Origin of the sequence: Chitinophaga terrae (ex Kim and Jung 2007) (assembly GCF_900107795.1) — a bacterium.
Classification (GTDB): Bacteria; Bacteroidota; Bacteroidia; order Chitinophagales; family Chitinophagaceae; genus Chitinophaga; species Chitinophaga terrae.
Genome location: NZ_FNRL01000018.1, coordinates 82243 through 100276, shown reverse-complemented (window position 1 = coordinate 100276; position 18034 = coordinate 82243). Strand labels below are relative to the sequence as shown.

Genomic DNA, 18034 nt, shown 5'->3' with positions numbered 1-18034 from the left:
ACCTTCTTTTTCATTCTAGTTTTTTGATAAACTGAATGAGAACTTGCGGAGTATGGAAAACAATCAATCAACCGCTCCGTATAAGTTGCGGGACCTTATTATCTATTTTTTAAAATTGGGAACCTGGGGTTTTGGCGGGCCTGTTGCATTGGCTGGCTACATGCATAGGGATCTTGTTGAAAATAAAAAATGGATTACGGAAGAAGATTATAAAGAAGGCCTTGCATTGGCTCAACTGGCGCCGGGACCGTTGGCAGCGCAGCTGGGGATTTATATGGGGTATGTGCATTACCGTTTGCTGGGCGCTACGCTGGCGGGATTGGCATTTGTACTGCCTTCTTTTTTTATGGTAGTAGCGCTGGGTTATGTATATACTTTATGGCAGGGCATTCCGTGGATGCAGGCAGTGTTTTACGGCGTAGGGGCTGCGGTGATCGGCATAATAGCTATGAGTGCATTTAAGCTCACTAAGAAATCAATTGGTCATAACTACCTGCTGATGGCTATTTACCTCGTAGCGGCAGTTTACACGGTTTGGAAAGAGAATGAGAACGTCTGGCTGTTCCTGGGTTCAGGCGTGATCTACTGGCTGATAAAAACGCCGCCAAAGAAAATGCCGCTGATACGAAAAGGTGAAGTGGCGTCGAAATCGCTGTTCTTTCCATTGTTATGGAGTACAACTACCGGCGTTTCCGGGGGGAAGCTGAGCCAGTTATTCTGGTATTTCACGAAAGCAGGAGCGTTTGTATTTGGAAGCGGGTTGGCTATTGTACCATTTCTATATGGCGGGGTAGTGAAAGAGTATGGATGGCTGAACGAGCAACAGTTCGTAGATGCTGTGGCGGTGGCGATGATCACGCCTGGCCCGGTGGTTATCACAGTGGGTTTTATCGGTTACCTGACGGCTGGTTTGCAGGGGGCTTCGGTAGCTGCATTTGCTACTTTCTTCCCTTGTTACCTGTTCACTGTTTTGCCGGCGCCTTATTTCAGGAAGTACGGCAGGCATCCCGGCATCAAAGCGTTTGTGGATGGCGTAACAGCGGCGGCTATCGGCGCTATTTCCGGTGCAGTTATCGTATTGGCGCGGCGATCGCTTACCGACTTTTATACTGTCATAATTGCCCTGGCCACCATAGTTGTATTATGGAAGATGAAGAAGACGCCGGAGCCTGTGGTGATATTGATAGCGGCGGCGTTAGGATTGTTATTGAAAACCATGCTGTAGCCTCATGCTACGGTTTCTTTTCCCTCTTATGTTGTTTGGTTCCCGAAAATGCAGCCACTCGCTTTTCCTGTTCCGCTTCCGCCTGTGCAAGTTTTTCTTCTCCCAATACCTCCAACAGCAGATCATCCAGGGTTTTATTCCGGGCGCCGGATAGCAATTCCTGGTGCGTGTGCTCCGTGTCTTTCAGCAGGTTGATGATCACTTGTTTGTCTTTCGGATCGATGCCATGATACATCAGCAGGTTAGGTTTGTATAAAAGCTGGTAAAGCCTGAACAGCATTTTCTCGCCGGCTTTTGTTATACCTACCAGTTTGGCCCTTTTATCGTCAGGGTCTGTTCGCTCTGCGATATACCCAAGGTTTTTTAGTTTATTGAGAATATCGATGCCCGTGGTCTGTTCTGTAAAGTTGTACTGTATCACCTGGGTTTTCTTTACTTCTTTCATCTGGTAAATAGAGTTAAGGAAATAGAACCACTCCAGGTCAAATCCCGGTATTTCCTGCAACGCCATTTTCAGATACACGCGGTGCATGCCCGCCAGCCTGCCTACCAGTTTTGCAAATACGGTGTCGAGGTCGGGAGGCGTAAGCCCGCTGAACAACTGGTTGTTGCTTTCTTTAGCCAAAAAATACATGCAGAAGTCTGTTGCCGTAACGGATGAATTCTTTTGGGAATACTCTTCCCAGGCGCTGATCAGTTTAACAAGTTCACTCATTATTATATCGGATTGGATGTAAATCTAATGAAATATGGACGAAAAATTTGACAAAATCACCTGTTTGTTTATTTTTGCATCTAAATAGATGTATTATCTATAAAAATACAACGGAATTGATATAATTATAAAACCAGTTAAATAATGGATAACATTACAACCAATTACCTGACAAGAGCTGAAGCATGGCTGTATATCACAACGCTTGTCTACTTCCTCATGAACGGGGCGCAGATATTTGAAACGCTTGTATTCGTGCCTAAATGGACAGATGCGCCGCCGGCCAATTTCAAATTATTATTAGACGGCAGGGGCGCCAGCCTGAAAAATTTCTGGATCGTATTTCATTCATTACATGAAGTGACCTTTATATTGGCCCTCATATTTTGCTGGAAAATTGATTTCGCCCGGAACTGGCTGCTGGTATTATTCGCCTTTCACATTGCTGTAAGGGTTTGGACACTGGCTTTCTTTGCGCCTAACATCATCAACTTCCAGAAAATAGCCGAAACACAGTCGGTTGCCCAAAACCTGGTGAGTAAAACTTCACTGTGGCAATTGCTTAACTACATCCGCGTAGCCATATTCATTGCTATTTCACTGGGGCTTATCCCGCTATGTATCAAGTTAATGAACCTGCGCCGCGGGTGACCTGAATTTATCTGAATAAAAAACCCCGTCTGGGAACAGACGGGGAAACGTTTATCGGATATATTACTAAGATTCAGTGATAATACTATCGTAAGAACACTTTGCGAACCGCCCCATTGTTGCCGTCAAGGAGATAGATACCTCCATCTTTGCCCTGGGCCATACCTGATACGCCTGCTCCCATTTTTGCCTCTTCAAAACTTCCGTCGGCAAACCCATACGATAGCTTCATCATAGTGGTTACTTCACCGGTTAAGAAGTTGTACCTGCGGATTGCGTAGTTCCATTTATCCAGGATCAGCAGGTTGCCTTCCTGGTCGATAACGGTGCCCGATAACCCGGCGCCAAATTGCGCAGACAAGCGGGGACCATCCAGGTAGCCTTCCGATCCTCCCAGCCACTGCGAGGTATAAGTACCGTTGCCGCCAACCATCGACAGGTAGGGATTGTAATCATCTGTCGAGAAATAGATATTACCGGCAGCGTCGACAGACGGGCGACAAACATCGCTGGCCGTGTATGAAAACAGCCTTTCAGTGGCCCCGGTAGCATATACTTTTAGGATACCTTCATATAACTGGGTGATATAGACTTCTCCTGCTTTGTTCAGGAAAAGCACCCCACTTCTCGGCAAACCGGTTTTGAAGTTGGAAACAATGCCATCAGGCGTAATTTTCCTGATCGTTGGTCCTGCATAATTATCCGCAACATAGATGTTGTCGTTGGCGTCAATTGCCAGGCTGCTGATGCTTCCAAATGTAGCTTCCGCAACAGGACCGTTCCTGGTTCCGAAAGTATTCGGAATACCGGCGTATACGGAAGCCTGGCCTGTTGGAGTGATCTTCCTTATAGTGGCATCGGCGCGGTTGGAAATATATACGTTCCCTTTAGAGTCTACCGCTATGCTGGTAGAAGCATAGTTGATGAAACTGCCTGTTCCCGGTCCTCCATACAGCGTTTGAACGCCTGCACGAAGGAAAGCTGCCGGCGCTGTAGCTTCCAAAGCAGCCCTGCGTACCACAAGTGCGCCGGTGGTAAGGTTGGCAGGGGCTATTACAACCAGCGAGGTTTCAGTAGCGCTTTCCACTGTTGCCGTAACGCCATTGAATGTTACAATGTTTTCGGAAGGCACGGTGCTGAAGCCGGCGCCGCTGATGGTCACTTTTGTTCCTGCCAGGCCGTTGGCCGGCACCACCTGCAGGATGCCGAGGTTCTGCTCTTTGAATATCGGTCCTTCTACTTTCTGATCATTTACAGACAGGATCACCTTCCCGGTGCCGGTGCCTCCGGGAAGCGTCAACGTCAGTTTATTCGCGGTAGCTGTTTTAACCGGTACCGCTACACCGTTGATAGTGACAATATTTTCATCTGTTTCTTTACTGAAGTTCAGTCCTGTAATGGTCATCTCCATTCCTTTAGGCCCGCTGAGCGGCGTCACCAGGTCGATGGTGGGGAAGGGTACGATGGTAAAAACAGGACCCGGCGTTTTCTGGCCATTAACGGTCACGGATAAAGGACCGGTGGTAATTGCCGCCGGCGCCACTACCACTAAGCGGGATTCTGACGCTTCCAGCACCTGTGCCGGTTTGCCATTGAAATCAACCGTATTGCCTGCCGCAAGCGCTTCAAATCCTGAACCGCTGATGGTCACTTTCGTACCTGGTCCGCCTGTCAGGGGTTTGACTGTCGTAATTGACTGGAAACGGAATACAGCGCCCGATGAACTCTTGCCATCCACAATCACCGTTACAGGACCGCTGCCGGCTTTTTCGGGTATCTCCGCCACGATCAGGGTATCGCTTACGCTCACAACTGTTGCGCTTACGCCGTTGATCTTCACTTCAGCGGGAGAAGCGGTATTGCCAAATCCTGCTCCGCTTATTCGTATATGCATGCCCGCTGGTCCGTTCTGCGGAAAGAAACTGCGCACGCTCAAAGCCTGGTAGGTATAGTTGCCGATCTCTATTGTTTTGTTGGCGGCAACCAGTGCAAGTTTGCCGGTCTGCCCGTTCTCAGGCGCCCTTACAACCATGGCCGTATCATTCTGGCTCAGTATATCTGCCGCTATATCGCCGAACATTACCTTGCCATCCGCCGGCAGCCCTGTTCCCAGGATGGTTACCAGCGTACCGGCATTACCGCTGTTAGGATAAAAACTGCTCACAACTATCGGCTTCGCCAAAGGCGGATCATTTTTCCTGCATGCTTCCAGCATCCCGACGGCAGCCAGCAACACCAGGCTAAACAAGTAGGTTATTATCTTTTTCATTTCTCATGTATTAAAATGTGTAACGCATGCCTAACTGCATCTGGTAGCGCGAGTTCAGGTAATCGATCGAATAAGGTTTGCCAGGGTTGGCAAAGTCGTAAACCGGGTATCCTTCCTTGCCCTGCGCAGGCGGGTACAGGGTAGGCGTTAAACCTACGCTGGCAGTGCTGTTAAAGGTATTAGGGGAGAAGTACTGTATTCCCCAGTTCCTGTTCAGCAGGTTGGTGAAATTGATGATATCGGCGGTAATAGTGATATACTGTGTTTTCAGCGAAGGAAGATGGAATTCCTGTGCGAAATGCAGGTCGCCCTGTACATTCCACGGCGTACGTCCTGTATTCCTTTCGGTGAACATGCCTCTCCTGGTGCGCAGGTAAGCGTTGCCATCTACATACGAATTGAAGGCGGCTGCCTGCTCTTCGGCCGTCCGGCTTTCGGTATCACGGAAGAATTTAACCGCTTCGTTGGCCCTTGGAATATAAGCCAGGCTCACCTGCTGCGGCAATCCCTGTACGCTGTTGTTTACAATGCCGTAGGTGAACGGACTGCCGGATTGCGCGCTGCCAAACAACCCCAGCGTGGTTACCAATACGTTGTTCCACTGCTTCCGGTAATTAACGTTTATGACTATACGATGCCGGATGTCAAAATTCGAATAAGCCAGCCCGGCGGCGTTGGGACTCAACGCCTGGTTCAGTTGCCAGTTGCTCTCCATGGAGTTACGGATGCCATTGAACACATCCTTGCTTTCTCCGAATGTATAGGCGCCGTTCACATACAGCCCGTTCTGCCACGTTTTGCCGATAGTTCCCGTAATGCTGTAACGATATCCTTTGCTTGTATTGCTTAACAGGTAAGCGTTGGAGAAAGCCGGGTTGATGCTGCCTGCATACACAGGTTGTTCCCTGTTCTTATCATAACCATAATAGAATGGATTATCAGAGATGTTCACCTGTTGGAAAAATACATCTTTCAGCACTTTGGTAACGATGCCTTCCGCCGTGAATTTCCACTGGCTGTTAGTGGTGTAATCTACCGCCAGGCTGGCTCGCAGTACCTGCGGCATGGAAAAGTCATTGTCTACCAGGTCTACCTGCGTTTTGCCGGCATTGGGATTGTTGATGATGGTTCCATTGTCTTTAATAAAACCTGCTATGCCTTCGGGGCCTGGCTTAATAGCGTCCGACCCCGGCGCAAATGGCTTCTGGTCGGCCCGCTGGTCGAACGATCCATAGCCGATACCGTTATTGTAGTAAGCATAAGCCAGCCAGGCGAAAGGAATGCGGCCTGTGAACAGCCCCGCGCCCCCGCGGAGGATCAGGCGCTGATCGCCCAGCCAATCGTAGCGGAAGCCCAAACGGGGCGATAGTTTCACCTTATCAAAGAATTTGTTACGGATACGGCTCAACGGAGTATAGGAATAAGTAGAACCAAAATATGGGTCGGCGGGCGAATTGATCACTTTTTCGCTCAGCTCCGGTTTTTCAGGCAACCAGGTATAGTCTGCACGGAGCCCGGGCATTACTTTCAGTTTATCAGTCACCTGTATCTCATCCTGCGCATACACGCTATGCAGGCTGATATTGAACACTGCCCCGGGATGAGCGAGGATGTAATCACGGTTGTTGTTTACATAATTGTAACTGCCGCGCACCCGGTAAGGGTTATTGTTCAGGTAATCTTCTATGCTGAGATAATCCACTCTTCCGTTCCAGCTGTTTACAAAGCCGTAGTCGATATGATACAACTCATTGTGCGTTCCGAACAACCAGGTATGTTTGCCTTTTGTATAGGTAAGGTTGTCGCTGATTTCGATAGTACGCTGTTTCATATTGAAAATAGCGGCTTCGCGGTCTGTGCCCAGGTAAATGGTAGTTCCCGGCGTACGGCCCATGATCTGTACCTGCGGTAGGGAAGGATCGCTGAGCGGGTCGCGGCGATCTTTTACCATGCTGAAACCTGCCACCAGGCTATTGCTTATGGCGTTGTTAAACCGGCTTTTAAGTTCGGCTACTGTACTTGTCTGGTTGTTCGTTTGTTTGAATGCCATGCTGCTGAAGCGGAAGTCCTGCTGGTCGCGGTCCATATGAACGGCGCTTGACCGGATGGTGTTATTGCGTACAGAAAGCTGATGGCGATCGTTGATATTCCAGTCCAGGCGGTTAAAGAATTTATCGGACCTGGAGCTGGTGTTATAACTGCCGGCAGTACCGGGGTCGAAGATCTGGCCATATCTGCTGATGGTTTCTTTGCGGATAGCGGTTGCATCTTCGGCGCTGAGGATCTGCGCGGTTTCTGCCTTGCCGGCCATCAGCTGTGTAGGTTCTGTACGGCGTGTGATCTCTTCGTTGGTAAAGAAGAATAATTTGTTTTTGATGATAGGAAACCCGAGGCGTACACCTGCCTGGTAGTCCTTGAATTCATTGTCCATCTTCCCGAGCGTACCTGCTTTGTCTTTACCGGTTATAGCGGCATTGCGGCCATACGCATATACTGAGCCGGTGAAACTGTTGGTACCGCTCCGGGTAACGGCATTCACGCTGCCGCCTGTGAAGTTCCCTATTTTAACATCGTAGGGTGCAAGGTATACCTGCATGTCTTCGATGGCGTCGAGCGATACGGGGTTGGTTCGCGTACTGCTGCCCGGCTGGCCGCTGGTGCCGCTTTGCCCGCCGTTGGAAGGGCTGAAACCGATCGCATCATTGTTGATAGCGCCGTCGATGGTCACGTTATTATACCGGAAGCTGGAGCCGCCAAAGCTGTTGTCTTTTGATCCCTGCGGCACCATACGGGTAATATCCTGTATGCTGCGGTTGACGGTAGGCATGTTGTTGAGCTGTTGCCTGCTTATATTCTGGCCTGCGCCATAGCTGTTGGCGCGGGGGCCGGCTTTCGTTCCTTTTACAACCACTTCGCCCAGCTTAGTGCTTTGATCGGCGAGCGTGATATTCAGCAGCTGCGGTTCGCCCAGCTTCACGGTAATATTGTCAATGATCTGCGGTTCCATTCCCATCATGGTGGCGGTAACCTTGTAAGGTCCGCCTATCCGCATGCCGTTGATGCGGTAACGTCCGCCGTTATCCGTAATGACAGGATATTTTGTTCCGGAAGGGCCATGAACGGCGATCACCGTTACACCAGGCAATGGTTCTCCTTTTGCGGATTGCGCTTTACCCGTAAGGCCGCCTCCCGTTTCCTGCGCCAGCGCTGCAAAAGGCAGCAGCAGCAACAGTAAGAAGAAGCGTATATATTTAAAAGTATAAACTTGCATGTCTGATAGCTTATGTAAACATTGATGATTATTGGGTTATTTTTAACACCTGGTCTGTGATATGCAGTACGCCGTTGCCGGAGATAATATCCTGTTTCAGGAGATTTACGTCTGTAGTATTCCCAAGTCCGCGAAGCGTAATGCCTGAAAATACATTGGGTTGTTGGGGATCTGGCGTAAGCGTTACGGTAACGGAATTGTTATCGCTCATTCCCTGCGACGTGGTTGATTTTCCGATGGCGGTGGAGAGGATGTAATCATTGACGAAGCGGCGATCTGCTACAACCTGGTATTTCACCAGGGCTGTTATTGCCGCTGCCGGCGCTGCGTTCACGGCGTCCAGGGTTGCATATCCCATTGCTTTCATCGCATCGTTGTCAGGTGCATAGATGGTGTACGGTCCTTTACCTTTAAGCATATCCACCATCCCGGCGCGTTGTATTGCCTGCCAGAAAAGGGTAAGCGACGACTCGGCGGCAATGGCGTCTGCAATCGTGGCATGCAGGTATGGTTCCAGCATGCGGTTGATCACCTGCACCCGCCCGTTGGATGCACTGATAAATGACGAGAGCAGGCGGCTCCCGTTGATGGTGATCACAGTGTCTTCTCCTTTTACCCACCTTGTTACAAAAAGCTTTCCTCCCCTGGAAGTGATCTCCTGGTTGAAGAGGAAAGGCAGTTTACTCAGGTCGTATATTCCTTCAACGGTATGATAGGCGCCGATAGAGTTTATCAGTTTGGGACTGGCAGATAATATTGCTACCGTATTGGAATACCCTGATCTTATAAATGCTTCGTCTGACGGCGCAAACAAGGTATAGGGACCCGGCCCGCTCAGATCTGTACGCAGGTTGGAACGGGTAACCACCGTATTCATCATGGTAAGGTTGAAGTTATCTGCCAGTACCTGCGCAATGCGGTTGCCGTCCTGGGGCTGCGCGGTTTTATCCTTGGAACACCCGGCAGCGGTCAGCAGCAACGCGCCGCAGGCAGCCAGTAATTGTATATTGATCTTAAACTTTCTCATTAGTACTGTACTTTATTGGAAAGAATCAGGTTGTCTACCAGGTGCAGCGGTCCCTGGAATGTATTGATGTCTGCTTCCGTGATGGAGGCTGCCGGATGGTTGCTGCCTTTTACCTTTACTGTGATCTGTCCGGCTGTGCTGACGCCAAATTCAAGCGTCATAGGGTAGGGAGGCAAATTGCCCCCGTTGCTGCTGGTAAGGTCATAGTCGCCAATGATATTATTATCCAGGTCATTGGAGTAGAACATGGCTACGGAGCGGTTACCTGTACCGAAGGCGCCCACAGGCGTATACATCCTTCCCCAGGCATGATAGGCCAGGAGAGAATCGGTCACAAAGCCATTTACCATTTCAAAGGTATCCCAGTTGAAGTAAGGCATGGAACGGCTGTTCAATGCCATAAGATCATCTACTGAGTTGAAACCGGCTCTTTTAAAAGCATCGTTCGTTGGGGCAAAAAATCCGTCGCTCACTACTTCTGTTCCATTCACCAGTCCAAGTCCCTTGAAGTTTCCTCTCTCATAATAACCCATGCTTTCCGTTTGCCAGATCTCATCTGTTCTTTGCAGCAATTCCGAAAAGATGCTGAGCCGGGGATCGCGGCGTATAATGTCAAGCATGCTTTCGGTTGGTCGTTTCAGCAACTGGTTCACCGGCCAGATAATGCCGTTGGTTGCATACATGGGTTGGCCCTTTCCCGTGTTCCTGCCATTTACCAGCAAGCCGCCATCCTTGCCAAGGGCCAGGAATTGCTTGTATGTATATGGTTTAATGAAGGGAACATTAGAACCAACTCCGTTCAGGTATTCTACCAGCGTATTATCCTGCAACATGGTTTTTCGGCGTACGCTGCCCCGCTGGCCGCGAAGCGCCAGCGTATCCACATATTCGGGAATGACGTGGAAGCAGAGCAGGGAATCCAGTTCTTCTACCGGTGCGGCGGCAATGGCGGCATTGGTATAGCCGGCTGCGGTCATCGCCGCATCATCGGGCGCCAGGATAGTGTAGCGCATGGCGGCTCCCTGCGCAGCGAGTATCGTATTCAAATTACTTTTCTGCCAGGCGGCATAAAACAGTTTATGCCCCGTCATTCCCAGGAGGGATTTCAATTCATACCTGGCGGTATCATTGTATGGTACCGGCCCGCCATGCGGCGGCTGCTGGAACTCTTCTTTCCGGCAGGCCACTGTCAACAGCCAGCATGCGAGTGTACAAAATATGATGCTTCTCATGTTAATAGCTTTTTATGTATCATTTTTTTAAAGCTTCTTCCGGCATGACAACTACCCCCGGCAAATAATGCACAACGCCGTTATCTGTCAGGTTATCGTTTCTGCGGGAAGTATTTCCTGTAACGCTGCGCAAGACGCCGAGAAAGGGGCGCGCAGGGTCCTGGTAGCCGAACGTGTAAACCGTTGGTGAAACCTGGTAGGTGTTCTTCGTAGCGCTCATCGTATATTCGTAACTGTCGCCTTCAATTGCAGCCTGTGTGCCGCTGGCGCCATACATGGAGGAAAACGCAGGGAAATCGGTAAGAAAGAAATGCCTTTTCCTGAGCAGGTATACGCCGAACAGTCTTGCTCCCAGGTATCGTTCAGGCGTGTATAGCTGCAATGATTCCATGGTGATACCCGCTTTTGCCAGCGCTTCATTGTCGGGCGCCAGAACAGTGAACGGACCTTCGCCTGAAAGCTGGTTCCAGAGCCCGAACTGCTTAAGCGCCGCCACAAATACGCTATACTCCGGCCGGGCTGCAAGCCAGTCCTGCACCGTACCGGGATTGTATTTGATCACTTTGTCCAACACATACAATATCCCGTTTGCAAGCACCACATCCTTTTTCGTGACAAATGAACCGTTCACGTAAATATGGTTAGTGGGAAACTGCGGATAGTCAACAGGAAATGCGGCATAGGTCAGGTATACCTCTTTGTTGGCCAGGTTGGTATACCTGATATCAACGCCGTTGGCGGGAATGGCTGAAGATGGCAACCGGCGGCTGAGTATATGGTATTGCAAAGCGGCTTTAAGACTGTCTTTATTTAATTTCTGAAAATCAGATGGGCGGGTAATTCCCAGTTCATTGAATGCCGTATTTCCCGGTACCAGCAGGGTGTAAGGTCCGGGGCCATTCATCTCTTCGGCCAGGCCGGTATATTCCATGGCTGCATTGAAGAGCGAGAGGTCATAGTTGTTCCTGATAAAATCACCCGCCAGCCGGAACGACTCCTTTTCCCCGGGCACTGCCAGCTCATCATGTTTACAGGCCGAAAAAGCCAGCGGCAACAGGGAAAGCATCATGCAGGTTCTGATATATTTAAACATTGCTTTTACTTTTTTGATGATTAGTTGGTACTGCTTAATAAACCGGGGGTTCATACTTGCGCTGGATCGTTGTCAGGTAGGCGTTACCGTTAACCACCTCGATGGTGTTGACCGTCGCAAAAGAGCGGGGATTATAAACGCCTGAATGAATGTTCACGATCATGCTGGGGAGGAAAAGCGCCCCTCTTTCAAAGTTCTGCCGCGTACCATTTCCATAACAGGCAATCAACCCGTAAGCGCCGTCGGTGATCGTAGCGTAATCGCCATGCGGGATTATCTCCGGATCAATTCCCGGCGCCAGCAGGGAAATACGCTGCCAGATATCCGTTACAATATGATTGGACGCGCTGTCGGCAAACAGCGGGAAGCTGAAATACGGCGCTACATGGTTGCCTGTATTCCTCTTTACCTGCCCCAGGTAAGCAAAGCGGTAACCCGGGATTGTATTCCATCCGCCTGGTTTGCAGATCGAAAGCCAGATATTCATTTCATCACGGATCCCATATTGCATAACGCCTGAATTGAACTGGTTTTTCTTCAGGCTTTTATCTGCCTGCCAGAATCCATCTGCGCTGTAGTTGTAGAAATTCACATACACCATGGAATCAGATAACGGCAGCTGGTGAAAATTCTCCTTGCGCAGGATGATACCTTTTTCCTTTGTGATAAAGTTCCGCTGCAATACATGCATGGTATACACTTCTTCCACGCCCAGGTCAATCACTGTGTCCACTACCTTATTGCTGCGTACTTTAGGCTCCAGGTCAAAGAAGGATACTTCATTCACGGGCCGGTAATAGAATACGATGCGATGTTTGCCGGAAGGTACCTGCGCCCAGCTGGAGAGATCGAACCCATTTAACACAGGTCCTACCAGTACATTCTCTTTTCCCGGGTATTCAGGATTATTTTTGCTGGTGCTGCTGCCCAGGTGGGAAGGATAAGGAGGCGCGTATGGCTCGCGCTGATCCAGGAAGTCGCCTTTGATAGCTGCCGATACAGGCACCCCGTCTTTGTCAATTACCGGGTCTATCAACATGCAGAGAAAAGGTCTCTCTTCATCCTTATTTTCCAGTCCTATTTTCAGGTTTAAATCATTGAACACCCGCAGATAGGCTGGTCTTTCTATCTCCGTATAGTCAACCTTGCTGCATGAGCTGAAACTCCATACCAGCGTGCAGGCAGCCAGGAGGTGCATTATCTTGGTCATAACAATTACTTCGTGTGTTTAATAATGATCATTTTCGCTTTCGTTGCTTCAGGCAGGTTGCCTTTCAAACGGCCGATCAGCGCAATGGTATAGATGCCCGGTTCATGCACTGGCTTTACCGGCCGCACATAAGCATCGGGGCGCGCGATCAGGTCTGTGCTTTTAAGAACGGGGATCTCCGACAGCCACGTGCCAGGGTAAACGCCGGGACCAGACCTGTAAGCGAGGATCCTGTAAGCTTCCTGCACCTGGTTAAACCTGGCATAGGGCAGCTCCAGGGCAGGTATTCCGGGTTGCAGGTTGCGCGAACCGGTTTCAGAGCCCACAGCCTGCCCGTTATCCATTGTAAAGCTCACATAAGGCAGATCAGGACAGAAGTTGAGAAAGCGCAGGTTGAACGGATATTCGTTCAGCATGCGGTTGTAAATGCCGTCCTGCCCCGTATTGTCGGGGCGTACTGCATACCAGCCGCCACTGAGATTATTATTGACAAGCGAAATAGCGGCTTTCCCTTCAGGCGTCAGGTACAACCATGCTGTATAGTTTAAACCGGGTTTCAGCAACTGTTTGGCAGATGCGATCACTTTACCTGCGGCATCCAGGGCTTCTATGGTTGTTTCGCCTGTGATATAAATGCCGTAGCCTGTATGCGCCGCGTAACCTGCATCTCCCAGCTTTTCACCGTTTACGCGGAAAGTCACCTGCGCCTCATCCGGGTTCGCCTGCACGGCCTGCAGGCGGTAATAGTCCGTGTTGGCCGGTTCGCTGATATCGGCGATTATGCGAAAGGTATTCTGGTAGAAAGGAAAGCTTTCACCCGGAGTACCGTATACATAGGGCGCGGTCATCCGGGTAACGCCTACGGCTATAGTATATACGCCGCCTGGCTGGAAAGTTTTAACAGGTCCGAAAGTCAGCCCCGTACTTACTGCGTTGGGAAACCCGTTCACCGGTTTCACCAGCGTTGATGTAGCCGGTTCAATTATGTTTGTCTGCTCAACGCCATTACCGGAAACAGAACTCACTTCAGTGCCTGAAGGGGTAAGCACTTTAAACTGGTAAGTACCATACGGCAGCTCCACGTAATCAGACCAGCTATGTGTATTGATATTGCTGGTAGCGTTGCTGACAGGCGTACCATCTGCATAGGCCAGCGTCAATGGTAAGGCCAGGTTCTCTGCGTTATTGCTGGCGGCTACCTCGTCGCCCATGTTCACGAGGCGTATCTTGAAGTAACCGGCTTTTGCCGGGGCGGTGATATCGCGCGGTATTGCAGTTACTCTTTCCGTTGCGGCCGCGGTATATGGCAAACTTCTTACCATGTAATAGTCCTTAGGCTTGTTATACTCTTCCGTTATTTCAAACCCGATAGAGTCGCTCGGCGACTGGAATGCCATATTGTCGCTGCTTACCATGGCTTTGCCATTGGTAAGGAACTGGCGCGGTATAGTGAAAGTGGTTCCCATTTTACCATTGGCAGGGAACCAGTAGGTGCCCGGATACAATGGTTCTCCGCCGCCGACAGGCGGTTGCAGCACCAGGTAGCCGGTCAGCCGCTCGCCGTTAATAGCCAGCTGGTTGTTTCCCAGCAGGTTGACAAGCCTGACATTGGAGCTTCCTCCAACTATCGTATCATGGCGGTTATCATACGAGTAATTCAGCTTCTCCTTCTTGCACGACAGTATGCAACCGGCAAAGAGGAGCAACGCTGCGGCAAAACGTTTATAATACATATCTTCCCTTTTTTAAGTTTTTAGAACAACTTGTAAGTGAATCCCATCATGATCTCTGCACCTCTTTTATAACTGCGGTTCACATAGCGCTTGCCATACCAGAAGCCCCCGGTGCCCGGGTTGGCATACACCGTTTCGATGGCTGGGTTCAGGATGTTCTTCGCGTAACCTTTAAACAGCAGGCGTTTGCCCAACTGCTGCGAGAAAATGAAATCCAGGGTCGGCGCAGGTCGGGTGTAAAGGTCCGGTTCACCGGTCAGGTTGATCTGCACCAGGCGTTCTCCTACCATGTTGAAAGCGGCGGTAAGATCTGTTCCGAGTTTAATGTTCTTATAATTCAGCCAGCCGTTGATAGAATAAGGCGCCTGCTCGAACAAGGGACTGTTTTCAGGCGTATGCCGGTCCAGCGATTTGTTGGCATTATAACGGGCGGCTGTTTTCCTGATATTGCTTTGCGCCAGCAGGAGGTTGGAACCAATGAAGAAGTTTTTCATGACCGGCGTTAACCTGCCCAGATCCTTTACCAGTTCCAGTTCCAGGCCCCATACCGTACCGGTGTTCGGGTCGTTCTGGAATTGGATGGTAGGGTATTCCGGATATTTGGCTGCCAGGCCTTCGGTTTGCAGGCTGAATACTTTTACCAGCTGGTTGTTGATACGTTTGCCAAAAGCAGATAAAGAGATCACTTCGCCGGGATTAGGGAACCATTCCCAACGGAAGTCGAGGTTCTCGGTATGCTGGTTCACCAGTTTGGGATTGCCTACCACCAGGCCCATCTGGAATGCGTCGAACTCGAACACATTTGTCAGTTCTCTCAGCTCCGGCCTTGCCAGGGTTGTATTATAGGCTACGCGGAAGTTCATGTCTTCCTTGTAGGTATAGGTCATATTGATGGCATAGTATGGCTTATAACTGGTCTTGTAAACGGTGTTGGGATTGATGAGTACAACGGGCACGGATGTACCATCGCTGTTTTTGGTGGTAAGCGACGGATCAAGGAAAACGTTCGCCGTATCCACTGCCGACTGTATATTCGTTCTTTCGAAACGTACGCCTCCCGCCAGGCGCAGGTTCTTCAGCAGGTGCAGATCAAGCATGCCGTAGAAAGCGTTTGTTTCAAAGAAACCGTTGTAGTTGTTGGGAGATTTCTGCGTATTGTAAAGAAAACCTCCTACCGCATCGGTGCCTTCGCCGGTGCCGCCGGAAGGAAGCTGGATGCCGATCACATTCGGACCTACCAGCGCATCCAGGTTGCCATTTACGGCATATAATGTTGTTGCTTTGTTTTGTGAGAAGTTAGAGCCGGGCAGGAACATCATATTTTCGGTGAATCTGCGGTCGCGGTTCAGGTAGTTGAAGCCTGTTTTGAATTCCTGTTTTTGTCCGAACAAAGGGAAAGGAAATGCCAGGTCTGCTTTATAGTTCCAGTTGGTTTCGGACAGGCGGCGCCAGCGGCGGCCGTTGGGTTCTGCCTGGATGATGCCGTAAGTACCATAGCCATTCACGTAACCCGAATTCAGTGCATATAAATGGTCTGTATATACGTATTCCCCGCTTCCGAGATCCTGCCCGACGGTTGGTTTAATATACCATGCGCCTCCGCGGGGTTTGTAGTCTGTAAGCGTTACAAACCTAAAATCAGGGTCGTTCTGCGCGGAAGTGGAAGATGCAAGGTTATAGCTCAGTTTCGGAGAATACTGGCCGGCAAGGAACTTATGTTCGCCCTGCAGGTTGAAGGTGTTCAGGTTGCGGCGGGTTTGTTTCAGCGAGTAGATAGTACTTCTGACCTCACCGGGTAAACCTGTATACTCATATTTTCCATACATATTGATCGCCTGCGCCTCGCTTCCCCAGCTGCCCATGTATTGCATGCTTATTTCATTGCGGGTATCAAAGCGGAAGGTGAGACCAGCTAACACACCATAGTTCAGCGTTTCGGTGCCTGTGTTTTCCTTATATGTTTGGTATTTACCCATGAACAGGCTGTTAGGGGTAATGTAGTTAGGAATGTTGCGGGGACTGTATACATCCGGGTTTCCTGTGATCACGCCCTGGTAGATGCTGTATTGCGTAAGATCGCCGCCATATACATCCGTGGTCCGGCGATAATAGTTAGCGCCGGCAACCACGCCAAGCGTTTTGTTCTTAAACACCCTGAAACTGTTGCCATAGGTCGCGGAATACAACTGGTTCAACGGAGCGGTCTTATAACGGGTAGTTAGTACCGGGTCGAAGCTGTGCATGATCTTATTGATGCGCGCTGCTTCCTGTTGCATAGCCGGACTGCCGTTGCTTTCGGCAATAAGTTTCTGGATCTGCGATAAACCGCCTGGATATTGCTGGCCAAGCTGCAGGAAATCGTTGCCCAGGTTTTTCCTGTTCACTTTGTTGCCCAGGAATCCGAGATCGCTGTTGTAGAAGCTGTTCATGCGCCCGCCGGGACCGATGTTGGAGTTGAATCCTGTTTGTGCAATGATCTCCAGCGTTGCTTTATCGGGTACCGATTTGGTTTTCAGTTCCACGATGCCCGCTGCCGCATCGGCAGGTTTATCAGGCGTTACTGTTTTGTAGATGGTGATGTTATCCAGCAACGAAGCAGGCACCAGGTCCAGGGGGATGGCGCTCCTGTCGGGATCTGAAGAAGCCAGGCGTACGCCGTTGAGCTGCCCGATCACGCTTCGGTCGCCCAGTCCGCGGATCGCTACATATTTATCATCGGTGATAGTTACCCCGCTTACACGTTGTAACGCCTGCGTAGTGGTGATGGAAGCGGTTCTTTCGATCTGCTGGGCGGAGATGGCGTCCTGCACGATGGCTGCATTGCGTCTTTCCTGCAACACGGTGATCTCTGTATTGGTTTTGCGACGCGCCTGTACCTGCACTTCACCCAGGTTGCGGGTGCTCTGATTCAGCAGGATATTGACAGGAGCGGAGCCGCCTGTTACTTTTACTTCGCGGGGTTCATAACCCATGAGCGAGAAGATCAGCACTGCACCTTCCGAAGGTATCTCTACTGTGAAGTAACCGTTCATATCGGTGACTGCCCCGCCGCTGCTGTTCTTAATGCGTACAGATACCCCCGGCAATGGTTCTTTAGTTTTAGCTTCCAATACCCGGCCAGAGATCTTTACAGGCACCTTTTTACGGGCGATCACCACGTAACCATTGAGCAGGCGGTACTCCAGCGAGGTGCCGCTAAGTACGCCGGCAATGGCGTCTTTTACGCTGATATCATCGTTGTGGAGACTTACCTTCTTTGAGTCGGAAGACATCAGCGCTTCCGGGAGCAGGAAATTAACTCCACTTTCCTTTTCGATTTTCAGCAGGCTTTCTTTGATATTCGCGCCCTCGATGTGCAGGGTAAGGCGACGGGAAAGGTCCTGGCTCCTGAGATTATCTGCAAACAACAGGCTTACAAAAGTCAACTGTGTTGCAAGAACAATAAATGAGCATTTCATCAGGAAGTAAATTTTGTGTCTGTACCTATTGGTGGCGGGAGGAGACCCTGCGCCAGTGGGCTTTAACACAAATTCAAAGCTTTCGGGCACAGGTTCCACGAAAAATCCTAAAGGATCATTTTTTAATCCTTTTTCCATACTTTTGAATGT

At 50.1% G+C, this 18034-nt stretch carries 11 protein-coding genes; 2 read left to right on the top strand and 9 right to left on the bottom strand.

Annotated features, from left to right (window positions below):
• The first annotated feature begins 52 nt into the window (after nt 1-52).
• Nucleotides 53-1225 carry a chromate transporter gene (locus BLV62_RS18540; protein WP_089763458.1) on the top strand — a complete coding sequence of 391 codons (1173 nt, stop codon included), beginning with the start codon at nt 53-55 and terminating at the stop codon, nt 1223-1225.
• A 7-nt stretch (nt 1226-1232) separates the two neighbouring features.
• On the opposite strand, the gene BLV62_RS18535 is transcribed toward BLV62_RS18540, so the two are convergent.
• Entirely contained in the window at nt 1233-1940 is a 708-nt protein-coding gene (locus BLV62_RS18535) for a MarR family winged helix-turn-helix transcriptional regulator (RefSeq protein WP_089763457.1), read from the bottom strand.
• Nucleotides 1941-2084: 144 nt separating this feature from the next.
• Here BLV62_RS18535 and BLV62_RS18530 point away from each other — a divergent pair, with 144 nt between their 5' ends.
• On the top strand, nt 2085-2591 hold the full coding sequence (locus tag BLV62_RS18530; RefSeq protein ID WP_089763456.1) for a transposase: 507 nt from the start codon (nt 2085-2087) through the stop codon (nt 2589-2591).
• A gap of 85 nt (nt 2592-2676) precedes the next feature.
• Here the strand turns inward: BLV62_RS18530 and BLV62_RS18525 are convergent, their stop codons facing one another.
• Genes BLV62_RS18525 through BLV62_RS18490 form a run of 8 tightly spaced genes read right to left on the bottom strand, consistent with a single transcriptional unit; the run spans nt 2677 to nt 18022 of the window.
• Entirely contained in the window at nt 2677-4860 is a 2184-nt protein-coding gene (locus BLV62_RS18525) for an IPT/TIG domain-containing protein (RefSeq protein WP_089763455.1), read from the bottom strand.
• A 10-nt stretch (nt 4861-4870) separates the two neighbouring features.
• Nucleotides 4871-8131: a TonB-dependent receptor gene (locus BLV62_RS18520; protein ID WP_089763454.1), complete on the bottom strand. Its 3261-nt coding sequence runs from the start codon at nt 8129-8131 to the stop codon at nt 4871-4873.
• Between the two features lie 28 nt (nt 8132-8159).
• Nucleotides 8160-9158, bottom strand: coding sequence for a fasciclin domain-containing protein (locus tag BLV62_RS18515; RefSeq protein ID WP_089763453.1), 999 nt, complete (start codon nt 9156-9158; stop codon nt 8160-8162).
• Nucleotides 9158-10390: a fasciclin domain-containing protein gene (locus BLV62_RS18510; protein WP_089763452.1), complete on the bottom strand. Its 1233-nt coding sequence runs from the start codon at nt 10388-10390 to the stop codon at nt 9158-9160. The genes BLV62_RS18515 and BLV62_RS18510 overlap by 1 nt, the downstream gene beginning before the upstream one ends.
• Nucleotides 10391-10409: 19 nt before the next feature.
• Nucleotides 10410-11483 (bottom strand): fasciclin domain-containing protein, encoded by a 1074-nt coding sequence (locus BLV62_RS18505; RefSeq protein WP_168927902.1) that lies wholly within the window; start codon nt 11481-11483, stop codon nt 10410-10412.
• A 34-nt stretch (nt 11484-11517) separates the two neighbouring features.
• Complete coding sequence (locus BLV62_RS18500) at nt 11518-12693, bottom strand: hypothetical protein (RefSeq protein WP_089763450.1); 1176 nt, start codon at nt 12691-12693, stop codon at nt 11518-11520.
• Nucleotides 12694-12698: 5 nt separating this feature from the next.
• Nucleotides 12699-14426, bottom strand: a complete 1728-nt coding sequence (locus BLV62_RS18495; RefSeq protein ID WP_089763449.1) for a DUF4397 domain-containing protein — start codon at nt 14424-14426, stop codon at nt 12699-12701.
• A gap of 20 nt (nt 14427-14446) precedes the next feature.
• Complete coding sequence (locus tag BLV62_RS18490; protein ID WP_211118333.1) at nt 14447-18022, bottom strand: TonB-dependent receptor; 3576 nt, start codon at nt 18020-18022, stop codon at nt 14447-14449.
• Nucleotides 18023-18034 lie beyond the last annotated feature (12 nt).